The 25,389-nt window shown below is 36.8% G+C and carries 19 protein-coding genes and 1 riboswitch; of the genes, 8 read left to right on the top strand and 11 right to left on the bottom strand.

What is annotated here, in order from left to right; genetic code table 11:
- Positions 1-11: 11 nt before the first annotated feature.
- Both BAU28_RS05015 and BAU28_RS05010 read right to left on the bottom strand, forming a co-directional pair.
- Positions 12-2,768, bottom strand: coding sequence for a DEAD/DEAH box helicase (locus BAU28_RS05015; RefSeq protein WP_071717911.1), 2,757 nt, complete (start codon positions 2,766-2,768; stop codon positions 12-14).
- Complete coding sequence (locus BAU28_RS05010) at positions 2,752-4,371, bottom strand: SWIM zinc finger family protein (RefSeq protein ID WP_071717910.1); 1,620 nt, start codon at positions 4,369-4,371, stop codon at positions 2,752-2,754. Before BAU28_RS05010 ends, BAU28_RS05015 begins: the two co-directional genes overlap by 17 nt.
- A gap of 157 nt (positions 4,372-4,528) precedes the next feature.
- On the opposite strand from BAU28_RS05010, the gene BAU28_RS05005 reads away from it, so the two are divergent.
- From BAU28_RS05005 to BAU28_RS04995, 3 genes are read left to right on the top strand one after another with little or no spacing between them, the layout of a single operon-like run.
- Positions 4,529-5,020 carry a zinc ribbon domain-containing protein gene (locus tag BAU28_RS05005; RefSeq protein ID WP_071717909.1) on the top strand — a complete coding sequence of 164 codons (492 nt, stop codon included), beginning with the start codon at positions 4,529-4,531 and terminating at the stop codon, positions 5,018-5,020.
- 5 nt (positions 5,021-5,025) lie between these two features.
- Entirely contained in the window at positions 5,026-6,576 is a 1,551-nt protein-coding gene (locus BAU28_RS05000; protein ID WP_071717908.1) for a zinc ribbon domain-containing protein, read from the top strand.
- Between the two features lie 12 nt (positions 6,577-6,588).
- Positions 6,589-7,968, top strand: coding sequence for a zinc ribbon domain-containing protein (locus BAU28_RS04995; RefSeq protein WP_071717907.1), 1,380 nt, complete (start codon positions 6,589-6,591; stop codon positions 7,966-7,968).
- A gap of 45 nt (positions 7,969-8,013) precedes the next feature.
- Here the strand turns inward: BAU28_RS04995 and BAU28_RS04990 are convergent, their stop codons facing one another.
- Positions 8,014-8,316, bottom strand: a complete 303-nt coding sequence (locus BAU28_RS04990; RefSeq protein ID WP_071717906.1) for a DUF3910 family protein — start codon at positions 8,314-8,316, stop codon at positions 8,014-8,016.
- 85 nt (positions 8,317-8,401) lie between these two features.
- Positions 8,402-9,277, bottom strand: coding sequence for a cell wall-binding protein EntA (locus BAU28_RS04985; RefSeq protein WP_071717905.1), 876 nt, complete (start codon positions 9,275-9,277; stop codon positions 8,402-8,404).
- Positions 9,278-9,954: 677 nt separating this feature from the next.
- Here BAU28_RS04985 and opuD point away from each other — a divergent pair.
- Entirely contained in the window at positions 9,955-11,469 is a 1,515-nt protein-coding gene (gene opuD, locus BAU28_RS04975) for a glycine betaine transporter OpuD (protein WP_071717903.1), read from the top strand.
- Between the two features lie 273 nt (positions 11,470-11,742).
- Positions 11,743-11,877, top strand: coding sequence for a hypothetical protein (locus BAU28_RS31280; protein ID WP_002123916.1), 135 nt, complete (start codon positions 11,743-11,745; stop codon positions 11,875-11,877).
- 179 nt (positions 11,878-12,056) lie between these two features.
- On the opposite strand, the gene BAU28_RS04965 is transcribed toward BAU28_RS31280, so the two are convergent.
- The 6 genes from BAU28_RS04965 to BAU28_RS04940 all read right to left on the bottom strand — a co-directional run bounded on the left by BAU28_RS04965 (position 12,057) and on the right by BAU28_RS04940 (position 21,183).
- Positions 12,057-13,358, bottom strand: a complete 1,302-nt coding sequence (locus tag BAU28_RS04965) for a glycosyltransferase family 2 protein (protein ID WP_002174253.1) — start codon at positions 13,356-13,358, stop codon at positions 12,057-12,059.
- On the bottom strand, positions 13,355-14,110 hold the full coding sequence (locus BAU28_RS04960; protein WP_071717902.1) for a nucleotidyl cyclase domain-containing protein: 756 nt from the start codon (positions 14,108-14,110) through the stop codon (positions 13,355-13,357). The genes BAU28_RS04965 and BAU28_RS04960 overlap by 4 nt, the downstream gene beginning before the upstream one ends.
- Before the next feature lie 262 nt (positions 14,111-14,372).
- Positions 14,373-15,584 carry a NupC/NupG family nucleoside CNT transporter gene (locus tag BAU28_RS04955; protein ID WP_071717901.1) on the bottom strand — a complete coding sequence of 404 codons (1,212 nt, stop codon included), beginning with the start codon at positions 15,582-15,584 and terminating at the stop codon, positions 14,373-14,375.
- A gap of 366 nt (positions 15,585-15,950) precedes the next feature.
- Positions 15,951-17,672, bottom strand: coding sequence for a C40 family peptidase (locus BAU28_RS04950; protein WP_071717900.1), 1,722 nt, complete (start codon positions 17,670-17,672; stop codon positions 15,951-15,953).
- A gap of 215 nt (positions 17,673-17,887) precedes the next feature.
- Positions 17,888-18,772, bottom strand: a complete 885-nt coding sequence (locus BAU28_RS04945; RefSeq protein WP_083594538.1) for a D-amino-acid transaminase — start codon at positions 18,770-18,772, stop codon at positions 17,888-17,890.
- Positions 18,773-19,254: 482 nt separating this feature from the next.
- Positions 19,255-21,183 carry an LTA synthase family protein gene (locus tag BAU28_RS04940; protein ID WP_071717898.1) on the bottom strand — a complete coding sequence of 643 codons (1,929 nt, stop codon included), beginning with the start codon at positions 21,181-21,183 and terminating at the stop codon, positions 19,255-19,257.
- Between the two features lie 529 nt (positions 21,184-21,712).
- Here BAU28_RS04940 and BAU28_RS04935 point away from each other — a divergent pair.
- A complete protein-coding gene (locus BAU28_RS04935) occupies positions 21,713-22,078 on the top strand; it encodes a YkvA family protein (protein ID WP_002174247.1) in 366 nt (121 codons plus the stop codon).
- Positions 22,079-22,128: 50 nt separating this feature from the next.
- Complete coding sequence (locus tag BAU28_RS04930; protein WP_071717897.1) at positions 22,129-22,620, top strand: metal-binding protein; 492 nt, start codon at positions 22,129-22,131, stop codon at positions 22,618-22,620.
- A 200-nt stretch (positions 22,621-22,820) separates the two neighbouring features.
- On the opposite strand, the gene BAU28_RS04925 is transcribed toward BAU28_RS04930, so the two are convergent.
- Positions 22,821-23,138, bottom strand: coding sequence for a magnetosome magnetite crystal formation protein family (locus BAU28_RS04925; RefSeq protein WP_071717896.1), 318 nt, complete (start codon positions 23,136-23,138; stop codon positions 22,821-22,823).
- A 298-nt stretch (positions 23,139-23,436) separates the two neighbouring features.
- Between BAU28_RS04925 and lldP the strand changes: the two genes are divergently transcribed.
- Positions 23,437-25,095 (top strand): L-lactate permease, encoded by a 1,659-nt coding sequence (gene lldP / locus BAU28_RS04920; RefSeq protein ID WP_071717895.1) that lies wholly within the window; start codon positions 23,437-23,439, stop codon positions 25,093-25,095.
- Positions 25,096-25,166: 71 nt separating this feature from the next.
- A riboswitch (TPP riboswitch) is annotated at positions 25,167-25,282 on the top strand.
- Positions 25,283-25,389 lie beyond the last annotated feature (107 nt).

Raw genomic sequence — 25,389 nt, 5'->3', positions numbered from 1 at the left:
TCCTTTTTGATTTATACACCAAGTAATTCTTTTAGTTCGTCTGTTGATAGTTCAGTCATCCAACTATCGCTTGTAATGACGGCGTTATTTAGTGATTGTTTTCGTTCTAGCATTTCATCGATTTTCTCTTCAAGTGTTCCTGTTGTGATAAGTTTATGAACGTGAACGAAGCGTTTTTGACCAATACGATATGCACGGTCTGTTGCTTGGTTTTCTACAGCTGGATTCCACCAACGGTCATAGTGAATGACATGGTTGGCAGCAGTTAAGTTCAATCCTGTTCCACCAGCTTTTAACGATAAGATGAAAATATCATACGTTCCATTTTGGAATTGTTCAATCATCTTGTCACGTTCCTTCTTCGGTACGCTACCGTTTAGGAAGAGGACGCGCTGACCGAATGTTTCCTCTAATACACTCTTTAGCATATTTCCCATACCAATATATTGAGTAAAGATTAAACAGCTTTCGTTTTGGTCTTTTATATTTTCGATGAGTTCCATTAACGTTTTTGTTTTCATAGAACGTTCGACGATGTTTTGTGGTTCTGTTTCTTTCAAATAAAGAGCTGGATGATTACAAATTTGTTTTAGTTTGTTCAGCATAAGTAATATAAATCCGCGTCTTTCAATCCCGCTTAATCCTTCTACATTTTGCAATGTATCTTGAACAAGTTGTTCGTATAAGGAAGCCTGTTCACCAGTTAGTGGACAGTAAGCTTTCTGTTCTTGTTTATCTGGTAAGTTTAATGCGACTGTTTGATCTTTTTTCGTACGACGCAATAAAAATGGCGAGATAAATCGTTGTACTTGTTGGATTTTTCCTTCATCACGGTCCTTTTCGATAGGTGTGACGAAGCGGCGCTGGAATTGTCCTAAGCTTCCGAGATACCCATGGTTGATAAAGTCGAAAATAGACCAAAGCTCAGCAAGTCGGTTTTCCATCGGTGTACCGGTTAAAGCAATTTTGTGATTTGCTTGTAGGTTTCTTACTGCTTTCGACTGTTTCGTATGTGGGTTTTTTATATTTTGTGCTTCGTCTAAAATAACAGCGTCCCAGCATAGCGTACTAAGTTCTTCTTCATCAAGCTGAGCTAATGCATAAGAAGTTAACACGACATCTGCCGATTGAAGAAAGTCTTTAAATGACCCTTCTTTAGCTCGGTTACTTCCATAATGTAACTGAACACGTAAATTTGGTGCGAAACGCTCAAATTCTTTTTGCCAATTTCCAAGAACTGATGTTGGCGCCACAATTAATGTAGGGCCTGTTTGGAGATTGTTTTCTTTAGCATATAGTAAGTAAGCTATCGTTTGAATACTTTTTCCAAGCCCCATATCATCGGCCAATAATGCTCCAAATCCAAGCTCTCGTAAATATAGTAACCATTCAATCCCGTGTTGTTGATACGGACGGAGTGTTGCCTGTAGTGAAGATGGTACATCTACTTTTGGAATATCTCCAATGTGCAGAAGTTTTTGGAAAAGCTCTTCGTAATATCCATCTAGCTCGATTTCAATGTCGGTAAATGGGCTATCGTCTTCTACGATTTCTGTTTCCGCCGCATTAGATAAATGTTGCTGGAGAACGTCTTTCATTTCTAGTCCATATTTATCGGCACGGTTCATTAGTTTTTTTACTTCTTCAATAAAGGCAGGATCAAGTCTCATCCATTGACCATTTAAATTGAAAAGACGCTTGTTCTGTTCAACGAGTTCGAAAAATTCGCTTTCTGATAAATCAATTCCGTCTGTTGAAATGCGCCAATCGAAATTAACGAGCGTATTCATGCCGAAGAAAGATTGTGTTTGTGCTGTACTTTGCTTCAGTTGTACGCGTAATTTCGGTTTGGTTGCTTTTAAATTTTGCCACCATGATGGTAGTAAAATTGTAATGCCTGCTGCAAGTAATTCATTACTTGCCTCTGTTAAGAAATTCCAAGCTTCAGTTTCAAAGAGTTCTTCTCGGAACTTGTCGTCCTCTTTTAACCACGGTACGAGCTTACTGAATCCTTCTTGCGTTTCAATAATCCGCTCTTCGTAATCGTGCCATCTTTTTGGCAAGGAATCGATACTCTCATATACATATATGCGATGCGCACCACGTTTTGGCGTAACGACTGTTTCGAGCTTCCACATTTCAAATTCTTCTTGTGGTTCTTGCAATCTTAAACCAACTGTAAATGGCAGGTCATCTTCAATATAACCAATTTTTCGAAGCCAATCTTCTTCATGTAGCGCTGTTTCCAATTGCCTTTTCGTAAAGTCGTAATGTTCGTATAGTCTCTTTGCATCTTCCCAGCCGTCATTTGAGCGAGTGTCTTGCAAGATACTCTCGTTCACCGCTGAAGTGAAAAGAGATGCTAATGTGTCATCTTCGATTGGGGTATTTTGAACAATCCAAGATGGCTGATGAGACCAACGCTTCATATCGGGCACGAAGCTTCCACTTACGAAAGCGTCCCATAATTCATTTGCGTCCTTTGTAAGGGCTGTAATAGGGCCGTTCATTTGAATATTTGCAAAAGAGTTCATCGGTTTATTTGCGATGTATTCAAATGCTTGGACATTCGTTAGCATAACGCCTTGTTTTCCTTCATATGTTGCCTCTTTTAAAAACGTACCGTAGAAGGAGGTAGAGTGCCATGTGAATGCATTTTGTTTCCAAGTTGCTACGGATAAGGGAGTGCCGCTATCATCTTCTCCCCAAAGGAACCAACCTTGACTAACGTGCTGGAGCCTAATTGTTACTTCAGTTTGTATGATCATCGATTAATTTTCCTCTCCGTAATTCCTCTTGTAGTGCGCGCAGACGTGAATGTAAGTTAGCAATATGAATAATGAAAGCATCCCATTCATCAGTTCGCTTCAGTCGTTTATAAAGCATACGTAATTTCTTTAAGTAACGAACGGCACGTCTATATGATTTGCGATTGCGCTCTTCAATTGCTTCCGTTGCGGCAAGGTGATAAAGAGGAAGTGCTGCTTCAGGCGCTTCTTTTTCAATATCTTTCAATGGTTCTTTCAAAAGCTCGATTGCCTCAAATCCATATAATAAATGAAGCTCCGCCCATGTACGGTATTGTTTCTTCGCTAGTACGTATTGTTCATAGTTCGCGAAACTATACGGTAATAGTTCTTGTAAAATCATTTCTAATCCCGCTTGTTCATTCGTATGCGTTGCATATGTTTCATACATCATTACAAATAAACGAACGATATCTTGTATGAAGACAGTATTTTCTTGTTCAAGTATTGTTTGCTTTACTTGTTTATACGTAAAGGAAAGCCAGTTTTTAGCACGATCCCACTGCATCGCACTTAATAACTCTTCTAACCAATAAAAGTAAAGGCTCACAACAGAAGCAGGCTGTTTCTCAAGTAATTCCATTGCCAATAGATCTTCGTTATTTAAAAAGAGCAGATGAGAAGATGCCAATGTTTTGGAAAGTGGATTGATTTTTGCATCGATTCGTTTTTTTTCTTCTAGTAGCTGTTCTTCTGTTCTTAACAGTTCACCCCATATGTGACGATAAATGAAGAATCGTTCTTGTGTATAGGAATCGGTAGAGAAGAATACTTCATGTACGAGACGAGCTGTTTCTTGTAAAATCAGTTCAGATTCTGCCGGAATCGCTTCTGTTTTTAAGTCCCGAACGATGGATTCAACTTTATCGACGAATAGACGAACGACGTTAACTGGTTGGTGATAAGAATACAGTTTGTTTACTTCAAATTCTTGAATTTCTTCTAATAATTTTTGAAAGCAATAAAGTGCCGCATGCAACTTAAATAATTCATGTATAGCAATGATGCGCGGGGCTTTCCGTTCTAATTTTGTATAGAAGTCTGTAAAAAGACTCATAAGAAAATACATTTGTTTATAAGTGAGCCGCTTCTGTTCTTTTTTAAATGATTCATATTCATTTTCAAAGTACGATTGCCAACTTTTATAATCCGTTTCTTCAAAAGCAGATGATTGCAATACTTGCCTTGCAGTTCGAATAGGAGGAAGGGAAGGTTTCGTATTATTTTTGAATAAAGTTAATACATCTCCTACCTGCCCGAAACTTGAAGCCGCAGATAGCAATACAGCGAGCATATGCTCACATTGCGTTGGTGCGAAGCAATCGCAATAGCTTTCGGCAACATTACGAATCGGGATGTGAACGCTATATACACTGCCTTCAGCATCTACAGTTCCTGATAGCGTATAGCCATCAAAGTCAACGTTATAGACAACACCACTACGATACAGGTGCCGAGCTGTAGCGACATGTTCTTGATCAGCTACTTGCTGCGGGTCAAGCCCTTGAACGAACTCGTTCGCAATCATCATAATTTCATCTTTCGTAATTGAGTGTTGCAGCATAATTTTCCTCCGTACACAGATTTCTTTCCTTTACCATTATAAACAAAAAATGCTCAAAACAGAAAAAATGAAATTCTAATTACACATTTAGAAAATCATGGTAATATATATAATGTTAATTTGAATATTACTATATATTTATAGGAGGAGAAGTCGTTTGTCAGATTTGCAGACTAAATTAGGTAGTGGGATGAATAAGCTACAAGAGGGAATAGAACAAGGAAAGATGAAGCTACAGGTTGCACAAGAAATTGCTCAGTTGAAAAAAGGAATGCAAGTGCAAATGCAGAAAAAAGCAGAGGTTCTATTAGAGCTTGGACAGCAAGTATATGTTCAATTAAGAGGAAATGGAGTAAATGAAGCGAGTTTAAAAGAAATGATTGCTCCAATTCAAGAGTTTGATGTTGCTATTTATCAAGCGAGAAAACGAATAGTTGAACTGCAAAAGCAACAAGGTGAGAAAGCAACATGTGAATGTGGTGGATCTTTATCAATGAATGATAAGTTTTGTGGTTCATGTGGAAAGCCTAATCCGATGTTAGCAGTAGAAAATAACAGCGAAAAGGCAAATTGTATTACATGTAATGAGCATATTGATAAAGACTCTACTTACTGCCCGGTTTGTGGAATTAAGCAAAGTGGGGAGTGAATAAGATGTATTGTCGCACGTGCGGAAAACAACATGGTGAAGAAGTAAACTATTGTCCAAATGAAGGAAGTATGGAAATCGCAGGAGCTTTAGATGCAGTGACTCTAGAACAAGATGCTGCTAAGTATTGCAAAGGTTGCGGTAATGAAAATGCTCAGCAAAATTTATATTGCCAAAAGTGTGGACATTCTTTATTTATTGTGAAGAAAAAAGAACAAACTGTAAAATTACCTACGATGGACAGCGCTCCTAAAGTTGAATTCACAGCAGATAAAGCAGTTTTAAAAACAGGATTGATTGGTGGAGCTGTTGCAAGTATTCTCATGTTAGTTGCTGGTTGGATTGGAAGTTTATTATTTGCTTCTATATTAAGTGAGATGTTTAGCAAATTTGCAAAAGAATTAGAAATGCTACCGAATTTTTATACAAGCGCAACTTCAACGTTATTAAATTACCATTTACTTGGTTTTTCAGCTGGTGATGATAGTGGATTGATTTTATCCTTATCTTGGCATACTCCATTCTTTTTATTATTAATTATTCCATTCATTGTCTTGGCTGGAACAGGAATATGGTTAGGGAAACAGCGCGTTGCAAAAACGATTAAGGACCAAATGTTTATAGCGGCAACAGTCGGTATTATATATGGAGTCTTCTTATTTATCGTAAGTTTTATAGCATCACAATCTTTTGCAATTCCGTTCTCAGATGCAGGTAAGATAACAGTTGGTTATTCAGCTGTAAAGAGTTTACTGAGCGGTTTTGTATGTGGAACATTATTTACTTTAGTAGGATTTATTGTTCATACAAGCAAAAACAATATGGCAGCAGCATTTCAAGAGTTAATGCCATATGGAGCATCTATTTATTATGGGATGTCAGCTATGATAAAAGGTCTTTTAGTAACAGCGGTAGTTGTATGTATTATGGCATTAGTAAGTAAGGAAGACAGTATTGAACCATTAAAAGAAATGACTTCTTCAAAAACTCAAAGCACATTATTAGCGCTAGAACTAACACCTCAATTATGGAGTATGGCTCATTTTGCTCCGTTAGAAGTATCAAGTCCAGCATTCAGTCGGGAATTTACTGGAATAAGCAAGAAATCGAAATCATCTGAGAACAAATTAGCATTTTCATTTGTATCAGGCATCTCTGTAAATGGCGTAGGGGTTAAAGATATAATGGTTTCGCAAGGAGCGAATCAGGAAGATATTGCTGAATTTGATGAAGTGAATAGCGTATTCCATTATGGTTTATTACTGCTTATTATTCCATTGTTCCTTATGTTTAGAGCGGGAAGAAAGTTAGCAGAATTACCGACTGCCAATATGTATATTACATTAGCGGTATGCAGTGGTTCTTATACAATTATGATGATTATAATGAATATGCTTTCTAAGTTCCAAATTGATGTTTCAGGAACTGTAACGAGTTTATTTGGAGCAAGTGGAACAGTATTATCTATGCAAAATTCATTTGTATACTTAACATTATGTAGTTTTATTGTGACATATGTAGCGGCATTTGCCGGAATGAAATTAGCAAAAAAATAGGGGGAGAGCATATTGAAGTTTTGTGGAACATGTAATAAGCAGGTTGCAGACCATTTGAACTTTTGTCCTGAGTGTGGAAGTAAAGTAGAAGTAATCGTCGATAACACTGCTGCTTCGCACATGGAAGTACAAACTGAGACAAAACCAGTGAAAAGTAAGAAAAATTTATTTTTAATCATCGGTTTCGTCATAATTGCTGCTTTATTATTTGGGGCATATAAATTTGGGGCACATAAGTTTTCAAAAGAAAAGCAAGTGAATGTAATGATTGAAGCATTCCAAAAGAAAGATGTCAATGCAATCGACGAGTTTGTGAAAGTAGATGATCCAAGCTTAAAGGTGAAGACAGAAGATATTAAAGCGTACTTACGTTATTTAAAGGATAATCCTTCGTACAATAAAGAGTTATTGTCTTATTTACAACGAGAGACAGTAGATCAAAAGTTAGCAAAGGATAAAGCATCCTTTAAAGACGGGCAAATTATAGAAGACGGGAAAGAGTGGTTCTTATATCCAAAGTATAAGTTCAGCTTGAAATCTTATTATATGAGTGTTAGCACAACTGCAAAGAATGCTGAAATATATGTGAATGATAAAAAAGAAACAGAGCTTTCTAGTGATAAAACTTCGAAAGAAATGGGTCCATACTTCCCTGGTGCTTATGTTGTAAAGGCAAAGGCGAAGACAGAACTTGCTGAATTAGAGACGGAAAAAGAAGTAGATTTAGCAGATGAAAAGAATGGAAAAGTAGAAGTGAATTTATCACTTGAAGGAAATTATGTAACCATTTCTTCTGATGAAAGCGACGCAACAGTTTTTGTGAACGGTAAAAAACGAGGGAAATTAAGTTATGGAAGTTATAAACTTGGTCCTGTACCGACAGATGAAACGGTTGAAGTACATTTAGAGAAAAACACTGATTTTGGTGTCATTAAATCCGAAAGCATCAAAGTTGGAGAACAAAGCACATATTATTTAAAGTTCCCGAAAGAAACGTCAAGCTCTGCAGTTGGTGAATTCGTGCGAAAACATATTTATGATAATGTGCGCGCGATTTCGTTAAATGATTTTAGCTTAATTGAAAATAATTATGATAAGAGTGGGAAATCGTATAAGGAAGATCGTGATTACTTACAATATCTAAACAAAAAAGGAATTACAGAAGATTTATTAACAATGGATATTCGTAATGTAGAGCGTCAAAGTGAAACGAAATATAAAGTAACAACATATGAAGAGTACCATATTCGATACGGTGATGGATCTGTGAAGTTCAAAAGTTTTAATAACGAACATATTGTAACCGTGAATGGAAATGGAAAGATGCTGTATCATTCCCTTGGTGCAAATAATACGTTGAAATCAGAGGAAGTATCTGGTCCGACTCGTTAATGTAAGAAAGACTATCTCTTTTAATTGAGATAGTCTTTTTTGCAATTAGGAGCGTGTTTGCTTTAATATCGCTTGTACGTATGGATCATTTAATATTTGTTCAACTAGCGGTAGCATTTCTTGATCGAATGGAATATCGATAGGGAATGGTTTTTGAGAGCCAGGTTTTATTCCATATTGTACGATTTTGTAATGTGTATTTGCTTCATGGCCTAGCACAATTAACTTATAACGATTGTCATCGTTTGTGAGTGAGAAGTCAATTGCGATGGCGTTATATGTTACATCATCTTTATATATGTACGGTTTTGGTGTACCGACCCAGTCTACTTTTGCTTGTGAATTCATCGGCCTAGCCTCCTTATAGCTATTATAAAAAAATAAAAGCCAGCTCTCAACAAAGAGAACTGGCTTGCCATTTAGCAGTCATTGGTTATTTTAAAATTTTCACTTTAATAGATTTACGTCCCCATTTGTTAGCAGCTGCATCAGAGCCAACTAAAACGTCGATACGGTTACCTTTAATTGCACCGCCAGTATCACCAGCGATAGCTTCTCCATATCCTTCTACCCATACTTTAGATCCTAATGGGATTACTTTCGGGTCAACAGCGATCATTTTCATGTTTGGGTTCGCTGTTAGGTCATGACCCATTGCAGTTAATACACGGCCACCGTATGTGCCACCGTTTTCGCTCGGATGAGCTGTATATGCTGTAGCCACAACTGTTAACTCACGACCATCAGAAGGTTCGTTAGTTTCAGCAGCTTTCACGGCAGGCTTAGCAGCTGTTTTTACTGGTGCAGGCGCTTGAGCCTTAGCGGGTGCTTCAGCTTTAGCAGGAGCAGGCGTTTCTTGTTTCTCGATAACAGGTGCTGTACCTGTTAAGAAAGGAACATGAACATAAGCCGTTTTCCCGTTATATTCAAATTGTAACCACTCATTTTGTACTTGGTTCGTTGTTTCGATCATATCGTCTTTCTTAAGCGTCCCAATAATTTCTGAGTTTGTGTTCGCTTCAGCACGTACGTTTAATACGTTAGCTGTTACGTAGTAAGAGCTTTTTGTAAACTCTGTACTTACGAATGCGTCTTTACCATCTAATTTGATTTGTGACCATCCGTTTTCTGTATTTAGAACATCTAATTTATGACCATTTAGTAATTTATCGACAACTTTTGATTCAGTAGTAGGGTTTTCTCGTACGTTTAGTACGTCTGTTGTAACAACAGTTTCTGCGCTAGCAGATGATGTGAAAATCCCAAGACCAAAAACTGCTGCTGTTGCTATACCAATTAATTTTTTCATGATAGCCTCCATTGCGTTTGTTTTCGTGTCCTCATTATAGCAACAGATTTTTTCGGATTTGGGGAAAACACACAATTACAAACCATTCGTAATGAGTCGTTAACACTTTGTAACATAGCAAAGAATGAAGGAAAGCGTTTTTCATTCCTTGTAATTAGTAGGTTTCTAGTTGTATTCAAAATATTTAATACAACATATTTTTTTCGGTGTAAATAAAAGTATTACAGGAATGTTACGTAATGTTTACTATACGGTTACACTCCTTGAGTATTTTACCGTTTTATGGGTAAAATAGTTATATAAACATAAACATCTCGTTTGTGAAGTTATAAACACGTGCTATGTACTAGCAAAAAAACCGCATAATTGTTACAAGAAGAAAGGGCTTTAAGGAATAAATCTGCCCTTTTTTACAACTGTAACACATCCTTTTTTGGGGGAATCTCTTCCCATCCGCATTTTTCTCACGCAATTTGACAGCAGTATTCCTATCTTGTAGCTCTTGCAGAGTGAAAAGGTTGTACGGAAGGTAAGGCTGTCCATAAGAATTCTAATTGGTGCAGGCAAAACTGAGAGAGCCGAAAGAAAATCACCGCAAAAACTATAGTTTTCTATCCGATTTAACTTATCGGAATTTATGTTATTTACAAGAAATGAAACATACGAAGGGGGATTTGATGAGGAAACTGACGAAAACATTTATTGTCTCATTAACACTATGTATTGCATTTACAATTTGGGGGATTATTCCCGAATCTATTATTGGAAAAGGTAGTTTAGGAAATGTAACGACTGCAATTCAGGCTGCATTAGTTAGTAAGTTTGGATGGTTCTATATTATTTCTGTTTCTATTTTCTTAGGAATTGCTATCTTTTTAATTGTTTCTAAGTACGGTTCAATTCGTTTAGGTAAAGATGATGATGAACCTGATTATAGTTATATGACATGGTTTGCTATGTTATTTAGTGCCGGCATGGGAATCGGTTTGGTTTTCTGGGGCGTTGCAGAACCGTTGAATCATTTATACACACCTCCGTTTGGAGAGGGTGCAACTGAAGAGAGTGCACGTCTTGCACTTCGTTTCTCATTTTTCCATTGGGGATTACATCCGTGGGGATTATATGCACTTGTAGCATTATGTATTGCGTATTTTACATTTAGAAAAGGAAAGGCAAGTACAATTAGTGCGACAGTTGGTCCACTATTTAAGGGCGGTGAACATGGCCGTATTGCCCATATGTTTGACGTTTTAGCTGTATTTGCGACAGTATTCGGTGTGGCGACATCATTAGGACTCGGGGCAAAGCAAATTGCGGGTGGTGTTAGTTATTTAACATCCATTCCAAATTCGTTAACAACACAGTTAGTGATCATCGGAATTGTAACAGTTCTTTATATGTTATCTGCACAAACGGGACTCGATAAAGGGATTAAATATTTAAGTAATACGAATATTATTTTAGCGTTTGCACTTATGATAATTGTATTATTTGCAGGTCCAACAAACTTTATTATGAATTACTTTACTTCAACAATTGGTTCGTACATTCAAGAATTGCCAAGTATGAGTTTCCGTTTAAGTCCATTAAATGAAGGCGGAAATCAATGGATTCAGTCATGGACAATTTTCTACTGGGCATGGTGGATTGCATGGTCACCATTCGTAGGGACGTTTATTGCTCGTGTGTCACGTGGACGTACAATTCGTGAGTTTGTTATCGGCGTGTTACTCGTACCCACAATAATCGGTGCGCTTTGGTTCTCTGTGTTCGGAGGAACAGGTATTCACATGGAATTGTTCGACGGAGCGAATATATATGGACAAATTAAAGAAATGGGAACAGAAGTAGGATTGTTCGCTATGTTAGACCAGATGGGCAGTATGGGGCCGGCTTTATGTGTGTTAGGTATTTTACTTATTTCAACATTCTTTATTACATCAGCAGACTCTGCTACGTTTGTTCTAGGGATGTTAACGACACATGGTAGTTTAAACCCACCAAATCGCATTAAAATGGTTTGGGGTATTGTCTTAGCGGTGATAGCTTCGATCTTATTGTATGTTGGTGGATTAGAGGCGTTGCAAACTGCGTCGATTATTGCGGCATTCCCATTTGTATTTGTTATTTTCTTTATGATTGCGGCGTTGTTTAAAGAGTTGCAAAAAGAAGGACGTATGAAGCAACATTAATAATAGAAGAAAAGGGGCTGATTTTCTATCAGCTCCTTTTTTTTATGTACCCTTGTTACCAATCAAGAGATTAGGAAAAAGTATGTATATCCATACTATTAAAAAGGAAAATCGATATGTTTCGACAATATCTGATATTATGTAAATTATATTCACATTTTTGACAAAAAATTGTCGGAAATGTGTTGTCACTTTTATGTATATGTGCTATATTATTTCCTGTAAGCGATTTCAAATAGTTTTTAAGCGCATTCAAGGGGGACATCTAGAATAATGAAACGTTACGAAAGAAAGTGGAAGCATATTTGCTTGAAACGTGTGGCACATCGAAATGTCCAGGAAAGCACGGAACCAAAGACTGAGACTCGTAAAGAGCATCAAGAGAAGCAATTGGTTTTACAAAAATAGCAATCACTTTTTCGTATATAAATGAAGGTCGATCGTTCGTTGGGGGATGGACGTGAAATAACTTTCAGCTAAGGGGTATTGTCTGATATATAGTATTACGGTAAAAAATAAGCACAGAGCATACGGCGCTCTGTGCTTATTTTTTATCCCGCTATTTGCGGGCTGATTAAAGTTTTACTTTATTTTTCCTTTTTAAATCGTACTGTTTTATCCCAGCCAATTACTTGTTTCTTGCTCTTTGCACGTAAGTAAAGAATGAGACTACGAATAAACAAATATGTAAAGAGCTGTGCGTACGTAAAGTACATAATGACGCTAATGAAAATGTTGGTCGGTGTAAAGGTGCGCTCGACGCTCTGTGCACTAAATAATTGCGAGACATATGTAATATATGCGACATACCACATAAATAGTAACGGAATGCTATATTGAATCTGGAATATCCCGAGCAGTCCAATTACAAACCAAACATTTGAAATGATTAAGAATAGCCAAAATACGACATACACTAAAACCTGTTGTAAAGAATGGACGAGAAGCTTTCCTTTAAAGAAGCTTAACGAGGAAAACATTTTTTCTAAAATGTATAAATTTCCTTGTAGCCAACGTGTACGTTGTTTAATAAGAATTTTTAAATGCTCAGGTTCTTGTTCCCATGTAATCGATTCTGGAACGATTGGTAAGAGGTAACCTTTTTGTGTAATTCGTAATGTTAACTCAGCGTCTTCGGCAATTGCATAAGGATCATAGCCACCAAGCTCTTCTAATGCAGAACGACGAAGAAGCATATTGGTTCCTGTCAGCGAGCCTGTTTGGAATAGTAACCAGCGTCCAGATTGCATAAGGAGCTGAAAGATTTGAAACTCTAGTGAAATCATTCGTGTAAGCCAGTTTCTTTTCTCATTTACTGTACGAACGTGTCCAACTGCTCCAACTGCATCTTCCACTGTTTCAGCGTGTTCTACGAGCATTCGTAAAGCATGCGGTTCAGGTTGATTATCTGCATCGTAAACACAGAAATATTCACCATCCGAAATGCTAAGGCCATAGTTTAATACACGTGATTTTCCTTTCGGTTCGCCAGGTGGTACACGAATGTGACGAATATGAGCATAAGCTTTGTCGAAATCGTCGCCAATTTCTGGTGTCTCATCTTGAGAGTTATCATTTAATAAATAAACGGTTAGTTTGCCTGGGTATTCAATCTTTGCCATCGCTTCTAATGTATCTTTAATAACGACGCCCTCATTATGGGCCGGTATTAAAATATCTACACTTGGATAATGTTCTAGCGTACGATCTTTTCGTTTACTATTTCGATGAATTAAGCCCGCGAGTGTTAAGAGAGAGTAGTAAACGAGTAAGGCAGAGAACAGAAAAGCTGTAAAGATCAATACATATTTAATTGAGAATGTAATGCTGATCCAGAAGACAAGTACACAAAACAAAATAAATAGGAGAAGCATAATGAGTGTCATCATAATGCAGTCGGTCCTTTTGCATTGATTTGCTCACGCTTTATTTTAATGTCTTTAATTGCTTCAACTGCAAGCCATTGTTCCATTTTTGGTTGTAGACGGTTCATTACAATATCAGCACCAGCTTCATTTGTATTTTGTAATAAAATGACCAATGTATTACTGTTATATTCAGCAGCAAGATCAAAGTCAGCTCTTACCGTATCAACTAATAATGAAGCTACACGATCCATGACACTTTCTTTCGTGTATTTACTAAAGGAAGTAAAATCAAAGAAAATGATAATGCCTGTTTCATTACGACGATTCATTGCAGTTGTTAATAATGCTTTTCGTCTTTCGAATTCTTGTCTTGTTAATAATTTTGATTCTCCAATGAATTGCTCCAACACTCTCACTCGTTCAGTTAACTTTCTATTTTCAAGAATAACCTTTTTTAATAGATGGGTTGAGATATAAACAATGAAGAAGTTAGCTGCCATCAGGAAATGGGTAGTAATATATTTCCATTGATCTGATGTACTCCATAAGTGAAGCCATGCTTCATAAAATAAATAGAATACTGAAATAATGGTTCCTAGTATAAAGAAAATAAATGCTGTTTTATCAGCTAAAAATAGGAACAGTATATTTATGATGACATATATAATTGTAAAAATGAGCGCGTGCTCATAGTTCGTCACATGTACGGTAGTAAAATAAAATAAAATTTGTAAAATCCACATAGAAAGGATTTTATAGGATTTATTTTTCACGAAACTTCCCTCCTTAAAGATGATTCGTGCAGGATATTTGTAGTATGCACAATTATTAAGAAATGGACTATGTAGTTGGAATTCTTTTTGGAGCAAGAAACATCAAATAGTATCTCTCTTTTACAAGAAAAAATAAACAGGCCTACTAATTATTGTAACATAATGTCTATACATCTAGACATAAAGTGTTTAATATATATAAAAATTATATTTATAGTATATAAAAAAGCCTCCTCTTTAAAAGAGGAGGCTTTGCATAAAATTATAGGAACATCATACCTGCAACTGCTGCGTTTAAGAAGTTCGCTAGTGTACCAGCGATAACTGCTTTAATCCCTAATTGTGCAATTTGTTTACGGCGGCTAGGAGCTAAAGTTCCTGTTACACCTAATTGAATTGCGATAGAAGAGAAGTTTGCGAAACCACAGATTGCAAATGTTAAAATCATATTTGTTTTTGCAGAGAGCTCTGCCATGTGTGGTCCTAAGTTTGCATATGCAACGAATTCGTTGATTGCAAGTTTTTGACCGATGAAACTTGCTGCTTGTATAGCTTCGTTTGGTGAAACACCGATTAAGATTGCAAATGGTGATAGTAAGTAACCGAAGATTAAATCAAGGCTAAGTTTAATATCGAACCAAGAGCCAACCCATCCTAATAGACCATTTAATAGAGCAATTAGTGCGATGAAAGCCATTAGCATTGCAGCTACGTTAATAACAAGTTGTATACCTTCAGATGCACCGCGTGCAGCTGCGTCGATAACGTTTGCGTCTTCACGCTCTGTTGAAAGTTGAACATTATTATCTACTTTTTCTGTTTCTGGCATAATTAGTTTTGCAATTAATAAACTTGAAGGAGCTGCCATAATTGCTGCTGCTAATAAATGCTCTAATGGAATGCCCATCGCTGCATAACCGACAAGAACTGATCCGGCAACAGCTGTCATACCACTTACCATAATAGTGAAGAACTCACTGTTAGTTAAACGTGCTAAGTAAGGTTTAATTAAGATTGGTGCTTCTGTTTGACCTAAGAATACAGTTGTTACTGCATTTAAGCTTTCAGCTTTAGAAGTTCCAAGAAGTTTACTTAATGCACCACCAATGATACTAACAAATTTCTGCATAATACCTAAGTAATATAAGATTGCTACTAATGAACTAATAAATACGATTGGAAGTAGTGCTTGAATAACGAAGATAAATCCCCAAGGTCCTTTTGCGTTGACTAAATCCCCAGCAACGAACTTAATTCCCTCGTAAGAAAAATTGATTAATCCTTGAACACCGTCAGCAGCGTGTTTTAAGCCTGCTTTCCCGGCATCCCATCGTAATACAATAAATGAAAATGTCATTTGTAATGCTAGCGCGATTAAAACTGTGCGCCAATTAATAGCTTTGCGGTTGGAAGATAGTAAGAAAGCGATTGCTAATACTCCAATCACGCCGCCAATTCCCCATAAAATATTCATGCAGTGTATGCTCCTTCCTCATAGTAAAAAAAGTGTATAAAACAGTTGTCTATACTTCTGCAAATATAACATCTTAAGTAACTTATCATAATGGACATCAGAGGTCAAACGTCTATTGAAAAGTTTAAATAGAAAGAAAATTCTTCGAAAAAACACATATAAAATGAATAGACATGAAATAGGTTATGTTTTTTGTGGAAATATATTCATTATGATAACGCTATGGACAATTTTTGTAGAATATAGTGTACGAAAGAGAAGAATGAACGCATAATTTTTTCGTGAGAAATAGAATAAGAGGGATTTATATATTGAAACCTTTAAAAAAGAGCCTTCTAGTAAACTAGAAGGCTCTGAAGCTATAACTTAAGGTGCTTTCGTATACCCTAAGAAATGGCTTTTCCAATAAGAGTTGCTTAATGAAACGATTGCTACACCTTTATCTCCAGCTTGGATAAATGACCCGCCCCCAAGGTAGATACCCATGTGAGAAGGACCTGCTTTATAAGTGTCTTTGAAATAAATTAAGTCACCTGGCTGTGGACTTGAAGTTTGTGGTAAGCTACTCCAATATCCTGCAACACTTTGGCGGCTAATGTTATGGCCGAATTTCTTATATACGTGGTAGATGTAACCACTGCAGTCAACACCGTTAGCAGAAGTACCGCCCCAAACGTATGGTACGCCTTGCATAGATTTCGCGTATGCAAGTAGAGAAGAGCTGTCACCGCTATTATTGCTTGTATTATTATTGTTGTTATTGTTTTGATTGTTATTTTGGTTATTGTTAGGTTTATTATCTACTGCGCCCCCAACTGGTGTTTTAGATAGGAAACGTGTTCCGATGTAACCAGTTTGACCGTTGTAGTTAATTTTGCTCCATCCATAGTTTTCAGAGATTACTTGAACCTTCTGTCCTTGTGGAAGTGCGCCTATGATTCTATAATTTGTACCTTCGCCGCTACGTACATTTAGTGCAGAAGCATTAATGTAGTAGTCACCAATTGCACCTTGTTCAGGTTGTTTCGGTTGTTCAGGAGTAGCAGTGCCACCTTTAACGAATTTCATGAATTCGCTACTAACGTAGCCTGTTTTTCCCTGATAGTTAACTTTAAACCAGCTACCTTCAGATCCAATTACGTTTAATGTCGTACCATTTAATACGCCACCAATTACGCTATGGTAAGTAGCAGGGCCTGTACGAACACGTAGGGATGTTGCGTTAACAACGTAAGTACCGCCAGTTTGAACAGTTACATTATTATTTTGCCCTTGGTTGTTACCTTGAGTGACGTTTTCGTTAGAACCGCCTTTTGTTACGTAGTCTTTGCTTAAGTAAGCTGTTTGTCCTGCGTAGTTGATTTTGAACCAATCTTGAACTTCGCCTACAACTTGTACTACTTGTCCTTGTTTAACAGAACCTACAGTTGGGTGAGAAGTGCTAGGACCTGTACGAACACGAAGGGAAGATACATTTACTGTATAGTTTCCGCTTGCTGGTTGAACAGTTGCTTCATTGTTATTACTGTTTGTAGAACCCGTATTTGAAGAAGCACCTGATACAAATTGGCTACTTACGTAACCTACTTGTCCGTTATGCTTGATTTTTACCCAACCATTTTCTTGACCGATAACGTTTAAAGTTTGTCCTTCATATACACGTCCTGAAACAGAACTAGAAGTGTTAGGACCTGTACGTACACGTAATACATCAGCAGTAACTTTATTGTTTCCACCTGTGCTTACATTGTTATTTGTTGCTCCGTTTTTTGACACAAATTCGCCACTAACATAGCCTGTTTGACCATTATGGTTAATTTTGAACCAACCATTCTCTTCTCCAATTACGTTTAATGATTGACCATTATAAACGCGAGTGATGATGTCGTGAGAAGTACTTGATCCTGCACGAACATGTAATACGTCAGCATTCACCGTATACGATGAACTGTTTGATGCGGAAGCTTGGACAGCTTGTGTAGCAGCTTTTTGTGTATTTTGTTCTGGGGCAGCTTGAACGCTATCAAGTGTAGGTGCTGCTCCTCCTGCTACAGACACTGCCGCAAGACCGGCAAGGTATTTTTTCATAATTTGTCGATTCCTTTCTGTCTGTAATGTAGTGTAGTGAAGAAATATTTACCAACTATTAAAAATTCTAAAAGGCATGTCGATTACTGTCAAGACTTATACGGGAATCTGAATATGACAAAAAGATTACAAGAAAAAATCAAGGCATAAATTCACACCTTGATTTCTATTTAAATACATATATTTGTTGTAGAAAGAGAGGAGATTATTCGTATTTAAGAAGATGGAATGTTGGATTTTAAAAGGCTTTGAGAAAATGACTTTTGTAGTAATTTGGTGATAGGACCAACTTGTCCATCTTGAATCGCAGTTCCATCAAGGTGGGTCATCGGTAAAATCTCAATAGTCGTTCCTGTAAAAAAGCATTCATCTGCGTTATAAACATCGCGAGTGCTGAAAAGCTCTTCTTGCACAGGAATTTGAAGGGTGTTAGCTAAAGAAAGGACGTACTGACGAATAATTCCGTTTAAAATAAGATGGTTAGCTGGATGCGTATAGAGCGTTCCGTTTTTTATGAGAAAGAAGTTAGATTGGCTACCTTCAGTAACATTACCATTTCGTACGAGAAGTGCCTCTTTACATCCTTTGCGTTCAGCTTTCGTATAAGCTAATACATTTGGTAATAAATTTAGCGATTTAATATCGCAGCGAAGCCAACGAGTATCAGGTTCTGATATGGCGCGTACACCATATTCAATCCATAAAGCAGGCCTTTCCTTTTTGGATATATAAGCATAGATTGTCGGGGATGTGTCATATGAGAATGCATGTGCACGAGCTTGTACACCACGAGATACTTGTAAATAAATCGTTCCATCTTCGTGGAAATTATTACTTTCAATTAGTTTGTAGAGTAATATAATGAGTTCTGCTTTTGAGAAAGGAAGTGATAATTCTATTTCGTCCATGGAGCGATATAATCTTGTTAAATGTGGATCTAATAAGTGAAAGTTTCCGTTATAGAGGCGAATAACTTCATAGACACCATCTCCAAATTGTAAGCCTCTTTCTTCCAGCTCTATGTACGCTTTTTGTTTCGTTGTATCAATAACTGCATCATTCCATAGTACAAATCTTTCGTATGCCAATTTCCGTCCCATCCTTTCATGAGTACACAAATAAAAAAATCACTATAGTTACTGTTATGCAAGTGATTCTCTATATATGACGTATACGTACCTGTAAATATTAGAGAACTAGCGATGATTTATAGCATTTTGTATATACAAATTCGAAAATGAGAAATAAGAATCCTGCTTTTTGAAATAAAAAAAGCAACATTCGATGGAATGCTGCACAAGGAGGGTAGCTATCTTGCATAGGGACATCGTCTTTAAAGGTTTAGTTTATGTAAACAAAACACTTTGAAAGACACTAATAAGAAAGTTGAAAACAAATGATGCGCATATTTCTCTAAGGGATCTTGTTAAAGATGAGAGATAAGAAATATGTGGAACCTTGTTTACGTATTTTATTATAAAGATGCTTCATTAATGTAGTGTAAATATTTGGTGAAGGTTATGTAATTTTAAAGTTAATGTATAGAAGAAGTTATAGAGAGAAATATAAAAAGAGGCTGAGATTACTCAGCGCTCTTCTTTTCTTCTTTAATAGCTGTTTTTACTTCACCAGTTTTGATCTTATTACTTTTAGAAAAACGAAGTAAGTCGCCCTCAATGAGTTTATCAGACATGTGCAATTCATTTTGTGCACGATCAATTAGTGGTTGAGCTTCTTCTTTCGGTAATTGTACAACTTCACCAGTGTTACGGTCGTAGAATGTACTGTTTGTGTACATGTACTTATCTGTAACGAAGCTACCGTCACGAAGAACAACGAATCCTTTATTATCTGGTGAGAATACGTCATGACCGAATCGAACGTCATCCGTAGAATCTACACCAAGTAGGTTTAGAATAGTTGGTTTAATGTCAATTTCACCAGTTGGTTTTGAAATTGTTTTACCTTCTTTTTGACCTGGAACGTGAATAAACATCGGTGTTTTTTGTAAGTTCATATGGTCAAATGTAGTAATTTCTTCTTTTCCTAAGAACTGTGCCATTGCACGGTTATGGTTTTCAGAAATACCATAATGGTCACCGTAGAATACAATTACAGAGTTGTCATAAATACCTTCAGCTTTTAGACGCTCAATAAAGTGTTTCATCGCTTCGTCTAAGTAGCGAGCTGTTACCATGTAACGGTCAAATACACCATCACCAGAATTGTATTCGTCGATTAATTTCGTACTATCATCATAAGTGAATGGGTAATGGTTCGTTAAAGTAAGGAAGCGAGTATAGAATGGTTGCTTCACTTGTTTTAACATATCGATAGACTGATCGAAGTATTCGATATCTTTTAATCCCCAGTTTAATTTTGTTTCTGGCGTAATCTTGTAGTCAAGCTCGTTGTAGTAACGATCGTAACCAAGTGCCGGATACATAATGTTACGGTTCCAGAATGTTGCGTTGTTTGCGTGGAATACTGCAGTGTAGTATCCTTGCTGACGTAAAATTTCTGGAGTTGCTGTGTATTCATTGTTACCGTGTGTGAAGAATACAGCACCACGGTCTAGTGGATATAACGAAGTATCTACTAAGAATTCAGCATCAGATGTTTTACCTTGTCCAGTTTGATGGAAGAAGTTATCGAAGTAATAACTTTCTTTCGCAAATTGGTTTAGGAATGGTGTAACTTCTTGTCCGTTAACTGTCGCACCAATTAAGAATGTCTGTAATGATTCAAGAGAGACAACAATTACGTTTTTCCCTTTAGCAACACCATACATATTTGGATCTGGTTTACTTTGTGTTGCTTTCACGTAGTTCTCTGTTTCTTGCAATTTACTACCGTCGGCAAATGCTTTTTGTGAACTTGATTTTGCTTGTAAGCCAAGATCGTATGCTTGGTGTACATATAATCCTAAGTTTTTAACAAGCATAACGCGGTCGAATGAACGAGTTAATAGTTCTGGACGCTCAGTTTCTGCAAGTCCTAGGTTTGCGAAGAAAATAGCAACCGTTGACACGAAGTATAGGGAACGCATCGGGCGCGCTACACGCTCTGTCGGTGCAAAATTTTTCTTCTTCTTCAATAGAATGAAGAATACGATAATATCAGCAAATGCCAAAATAATTTTGTAGTTAAATAATTCTTTTACACTAGAACCTAAACTTCCGAAGTTTGATGTTTGTCCTAGTACTGGTAAAGTAACGAAGTCATTGTAGAATCCGTAGAACATTACGTTACCAACAAGAATGAACGTTAAGACAAAATTAATTCCAAGTGCTATATAGTTACGTTTTTTCCCTTTTGCAAATAATGCAAGACCCACAAACAGTAATGATGCTGCTAATGGACTAATGAATAAAATAAATTCTTGCATAAAAGATTCAAGTTTTAAATCGAAGCTTGTGCGTGTAATGATATAGGTTTTTAGCCATACGGCCAAAGCTACGAATAAAGTGAAACGCACATTTTGAAATTGTGATTTCATGGTTTCTTTCATTCACTTCCACCCTTTCTCTATCAGGCTTGGTCGATTTTGGAGCGAAAAATGTCAAAATAAAAAATACATAGTCTTCTTGGCCATAATTAGAGTTTCTATATTCACCCATATACGACTTTAACTATGCATACCCTTTTTGGTTTCTTGTGTTGCTCATAAGCATAACGTCATTTCTGTATTATACAACAAAATTCATTTCTGAGAAACACTATAACATTTTACATTTTTTGTATGTGGTTTGTCACTACCAGAGAAAACTTTAACATTGGTTTATATGCTCGTCAACTAGAATATATAACAAAAATTGAAAGTTTTTTGTTGAGAAATATGGAATAAAGAGTTTTAGGTGGCTGACTAGAAAACTATTATATGAAGGAAAATACGAAAAAATTAACGAACACTTGTTCTTTTTTGGTTTATTTGTTACAATAAAATTTCATTGATAGATTATGTGTAATTTTGATGAACTTTTACTGATAACAATAACATATTGTAGCTTATTTCTTTTGAAGAATGGGGAGGCTTTTGAATGAAACAAAAATTTTCAGCTGAAGCGTTTTGGAAGAAAATAAAACATGTTGCAAAGCAGGCAGGGCAGTCGGTAATTTATGCGAGTTTATTATTGTTTTACGTTTTGCAAAGACCTGATGTTCCAAAACGAGTGAAAATTATTGTAATTGGAGCACTTGCTTATTTCATTGCACCGATTGATGCAATCCCGGATTTCATTGCTGGAATTGGTTATACGGATGATTTGGGTGCGTTAACGGCCGCACTATTACAAGCATCGATATACGTAAATGAAGATGTGAAAGATAAGGCACGAGTGAAGTTGGCAGAATGGTTTAGTTCGGATATAGACACATCATTTATCGATCAAAAATTAGATCAATAGGTGAGAACTGTCATAGGATGACAGGGCGAACGTAAGCGAGGAAGTGCATTATGCCATCAGGAAGAACGCATACGAAAATAAACTTAATATCTCTTCCAGTTGTTTTGTTTATGCTCTTTTCGTATGGATTAACAAATTTTGATTTTTTATTAACTTTTGCAATTGGCTTTTTAGTAGGTACTTCATTTTTAACACCGGATTTAGATACGTACAGTAATGCGTATAATAAATGGGGATTCCTCCGCATTTTTTGGTATCCATATAGGAGCGTAATGCCCCATCGTTCCTTTTTCACACATACGATTATAATTGGTGATATTATTCGTATTGCATACATGTTAATCGTGTTTTCTCCGTTTTTATTCCTATTAAATGTAATAGTATTGGACGGAAATTTAATAGAAATTGCGAAGGAACATGAAGTTGAAATTGTAACGTTTGTAATGGGAATTGTTGTGGCGAGTACACTCCATATTATAGCGGATAAAGTGAATACGCGCCGAAAGAAAATGATGAGAAAAAAGAAGAAACGCAGAAGATAAAGTGAAACTTTAATCAGTGGGGGGCATCCCCCACTGATTATCAGCCCTAACCAATCGGGCGTTTACGGGCAGTGGATCTCCCACCTAACTTCTTTGCTCCAGCTGAATTTCGAGGTGGGAGTCTTACTGCCCGCAAATAGCGGGATAAAGGACACTTGCAAATTGCAAGTGTCCTTTTTGAATTAAACGTTTGTTTAAAATTAAGCTTTCAGTACTTTAATACCTTTTACGATGTTCCAAATGAAGTAGTATAAGCTAATGATTCCGCAAATACATAAGACAATCATTGCTCCGATTCCAAATGTTACATCAGGTTGTTCAGATCCAACGCCCATAATTCCTAGAATCATTAAACCGATAAATGTAGCGATACTTGGAATTATGTGTGTCCATAGAGCTCGTTTCGCATGTGGCTTTGTTTCAGAATCGCCTACAATCCAAACGATAATAGGGAATAAGATAGGCGCAAATAGTACACTAAAGTATGATAAAGCTGCTAGTATTTTGTTTCCGTTCATATATATCACCTCATAAATAATGTCCGTTGTTATACTTTTATTATGCAGGAAATTTGTCTAGCTTCCTATCGATGAACCTTACAAGAACGTGACGTTTTTGTAAGATTTTCACGCGAGATAATAAAATTTTCAAAAAAATCTTTTTTAATGGAAAATGATATGTTAAAGTAGAAATGAAACTTAGTGAAAACGTTTTCTCAAACGTTTTTTATTTTTAGGCTGAAAGGTATGATGACCTGATAGTCTATTGATAAGGTTATGTTTTATTTAAAAGGGGATTATTGAGGGGGAGAGAACAATGAACACATGGACACAAGTTTATGACCCATTCGGTAACATTTGGATTTCCGCAGCGGTCGCACTTATTCCAATTATCTTTTTTTTCTTAGCTTTAGCAGTTTTCCGCATGAAGGGGTATGTGGCAGGATTTATTACAGTTGTATTAACAATTTTGGTGGCGTTATTTGCGTATAAAATGCCGTTCACAATGGCAATGGCAGCAACCGGGTATGGTTTCTTATACGGATTATGGCCAATTGCTTGGATTATCATTATGTCGGTATTTTTATATAAAATTTCTGTGAAAACAGGTCAATTTGATGTCATTCGTGCATCTGTATTATCAATTACAAATGACCATCGATTACTCGTTATTTTAATCGGATTTTCATTTGGAGCATTTTTAGAAGGGGCAGCAGGATTTGGTGCACCAGTAGCGATCACGGCAGCGCTTCTTGCAGGTCTTGGATTAAATCCTTTATATGCAGCAGGTCTTTGTTTAATCGCAAATACTGCACCAGTAGCGTTCGGAGCAATGGGGATTCCGATTACAGTTGCTGGACAAGTAACAGGCATTGATCCGCATAAAATCGGACAAATGGCTGGGCATCAATTACCATTCTTATCTTTATTTGTTCCATTCTTTATCGTATTTTTAATGGACGGTTTTAAAGGAGTAAGACAAACGTGGCCTGCTTTATTTGTAGCGGGTAGTTCATTTGCAATTACACAGTTTATTACAGCGACGTTTTTAGGGCCAGAACTTCCTGATATTACGTCAGCACTTGTAAGTTTAGTAAGTTTATCGCTATTCTTAAAAGTTTGGCAGCCGAAAGAAATTTATCAGTCTAAAGAAGCGAATAGCGAAGTAGCAGCAACGACGGTGACATCTATGCCGAAACTAACAGTAGGAAAAGTAGTAAAAGCATGGTCTCCGTTCATTATTTTAACTGTGATGGTAGTCATTTGGAGCCAAAATTTCTTTAAAGCATTATTCGCTCCAGGCGGCGCTTTAGAAAGTCTTGTATTTAAGTTTGAAATTCCAGGCTTGCACAATTTAGTAATGAAAGCAGAGCCTATTGTAAATAAACCAACACCTTATGAAGCAATCTTGAAATTAGATATTTTATCAGCGACTGGAACAGCGATTTTAATTGCGTGTATCATTTCTATCTTTATTTTGAAAATGAGTGCAAAAGATGCAGTAGCAACATTTAAAGAAACATTAAACGAACTGAAAATGCCAATTCTATCTATCGGATTCGTATTAGGATTCGCATTTATCGCAAACTATTCTGGTTTATCTTCTACATTAGCGTTAGCGCTAGCAGGAACTGGCGGATTATTCCCGTTCTTCTCACCATTCCTAGGCTGGATTGGCGTATTCTTAACAGGATCAGATACGTCAGCGAATGCACTGTTCTCGAATTTACAAGCAATTACAGCGCAGCAAGTTGGCGTATCTGAAGTGCTTCTCGTTGCAGCAAATACAACAGGTGGTGTAACAGGTAAAATGATTTCTCCGCAATCGATTGCGATTGCTTGTGCGGCAGTTGGTCTTGCTGGGAAAGAATCAGATCTGTTCCGTTTCACGGTGAAGCATAGTCTATTCTTCGTTATTATTGTTGGGATTATGACGTATGTGCAGGCTTATTATTTGACTTGGATGATTCCGTAAACAATAAAAGAATTAACCTTTGCATTTTTCAGATTATCGTGTATGATGGGAAAGTATTGAAAATTAAATCAGTGATAAACTAGGGGTGCCTAACGTATGCGTAGGCTGAGAGAGAAGCGTGTGAACTTCTTAACCCTTTGGACCTGATCTGGCTCGTACCAGCGTAGGGAAGTTAACGGCTTTACATAATTATGTCTTTATGAGCCAGGTCCTTATTTTTTTATGGACCTGGCTCTTTTTATTTTGGCATACGCTGGCCATATCTCGTCCTTGTCACGAACAGGGGGGCAATAA

The organism is Bacillus paramycoides (assembly GCF_001884235.1).
Classification (GTDB): domain Bacteria; phylum Bacillota; class Bacilli; order Bacillales; family Bacillaceae_G; genus Bacillus_A; species Bacillus_A paramycoides.
Note: the sequence above shows the minus strand (reverse complement) of the source record. Positions and strands in the feature narration are given on the sequence as shown.

What these genes read in the sequence shown, in the direction of transcription:
- BAU28_RS05015 (WP_071717911.1), bottom strand. Translation starts at nt 2,768, where the DNA reads ATGATCATACAAACTGAAGTAACAATTAGGCTCCAGCACGTTAGTCAA.
- BAU28_RS05010 (WP_071717910.1), bottom strand. Translation starts at nt 4,371, where the DNA reads ATGCTGCAACACTCAATTACGAAAGATGAAATTATGATGATTGCGAAC.
- BAU28_RS05000 (WP_071717908.1), top strand. Translation starts at nt 5,026, where the DNA reads ATGTATTGTCGCACGTGCGGAAAACAACATGGTGAAGAAGTAAACTAT.
- BAU28_RS04990 (WP_071717906.1), bottom strand. Translation starts at nt 8,316, where the DNA reads ATGAATTCACAAGCAAAAGTAGACTGGGTCGGTACACCAAAACCGTAC.
- BAU28_RS04985 (WP_071717905.1), bottom strand. Translation starts at nt 9,277, where the DNA reads ATGAAAAAATTAATTGGTATAGCAACAGCAGCAGTTTTTGGTCTTGGG.
- opuD (WP_071717903.1), top strand. Translation starts at nt 9,955, where the DNA reads ATGAGGAAACTGACGAAAACATTTATTGTCTCATTAACACTATGTATT.
- BAU28_RS31280 (WP_002123916.1), top strand. Translation starts at nt 11,743, where the DNA reads ATGAAACGTTACGAAAGAAAGTGGAAGCATATTTGCTTGAAACGTGTG.
- BAU28_RS04965 (WP_002174253.1), bottom strand. Translation starts at nt 13,358, where the DNA reads ATGATGACACTCATTATGCTTCTCCTATTTATTTTGTTTTGTGTACTT.
- BAU28_RS04955 (WP_071717901.1), bottom strand. Translation starts at nt 15,584, where the DNA reads ATGAATATTTTATGGGGAATTGGCGGCGTGATTGGAGTATTAGCAATC.
- BAU28_RS04950 (WP_071717900.1), bottom strand. Translation starts at nt 17,672, where the DNA reads ATGAAAAAATACCTTGCCGGTCTTGCGGCAGTGTCTGTAGCAGGAGGA.
- BAU28_RS04945 (WP_083594538.1), bottom strand. Translation starts at nt 18,772, where the DNA reads ATGGGACGGAAATTGGCATACGAAAGATTTGTACTATGGAATGATGCA.
- BAU28_RS04940 (WP_071717898.1), bottom strand. Translation starts at nt 21,183, where the DNA reads ATGAAAGAAACCATGAAATCACAATTTCAAAATGTGCGTTTCACTTTA.
- BAU28_RS04935 (WP_002174247.1), top strand. Translation starts at nt 21,713, where the DNA reads ATGAAACAAAAATTTTCAGCTGAAGCGTTTTGGAAGAAAATAAAACAT.
- BAU28_RS04930 (WP_071717897.1), top strand. Translation starts at nt 22,129, where the DNA reads ATGCCATCAGGAAGAACGCATACGAAAATAAACTTAATATCTCTTCCA.
- BAU28_RS04925 (WP_071717896.1), bottom strand. Translation starts at nt 23,138, where the DNA reads ATGAACGGAAACAAAATACTAGCAGCTTTATCATACTTTAGTGTACTA.
- lldP (WP_071717895.1), top strand. Translation starts at nt 23,437, where the DNA reads ATGAACACATGGACACAAGTTTATGACCCATTCGGTAACATTTGGATT.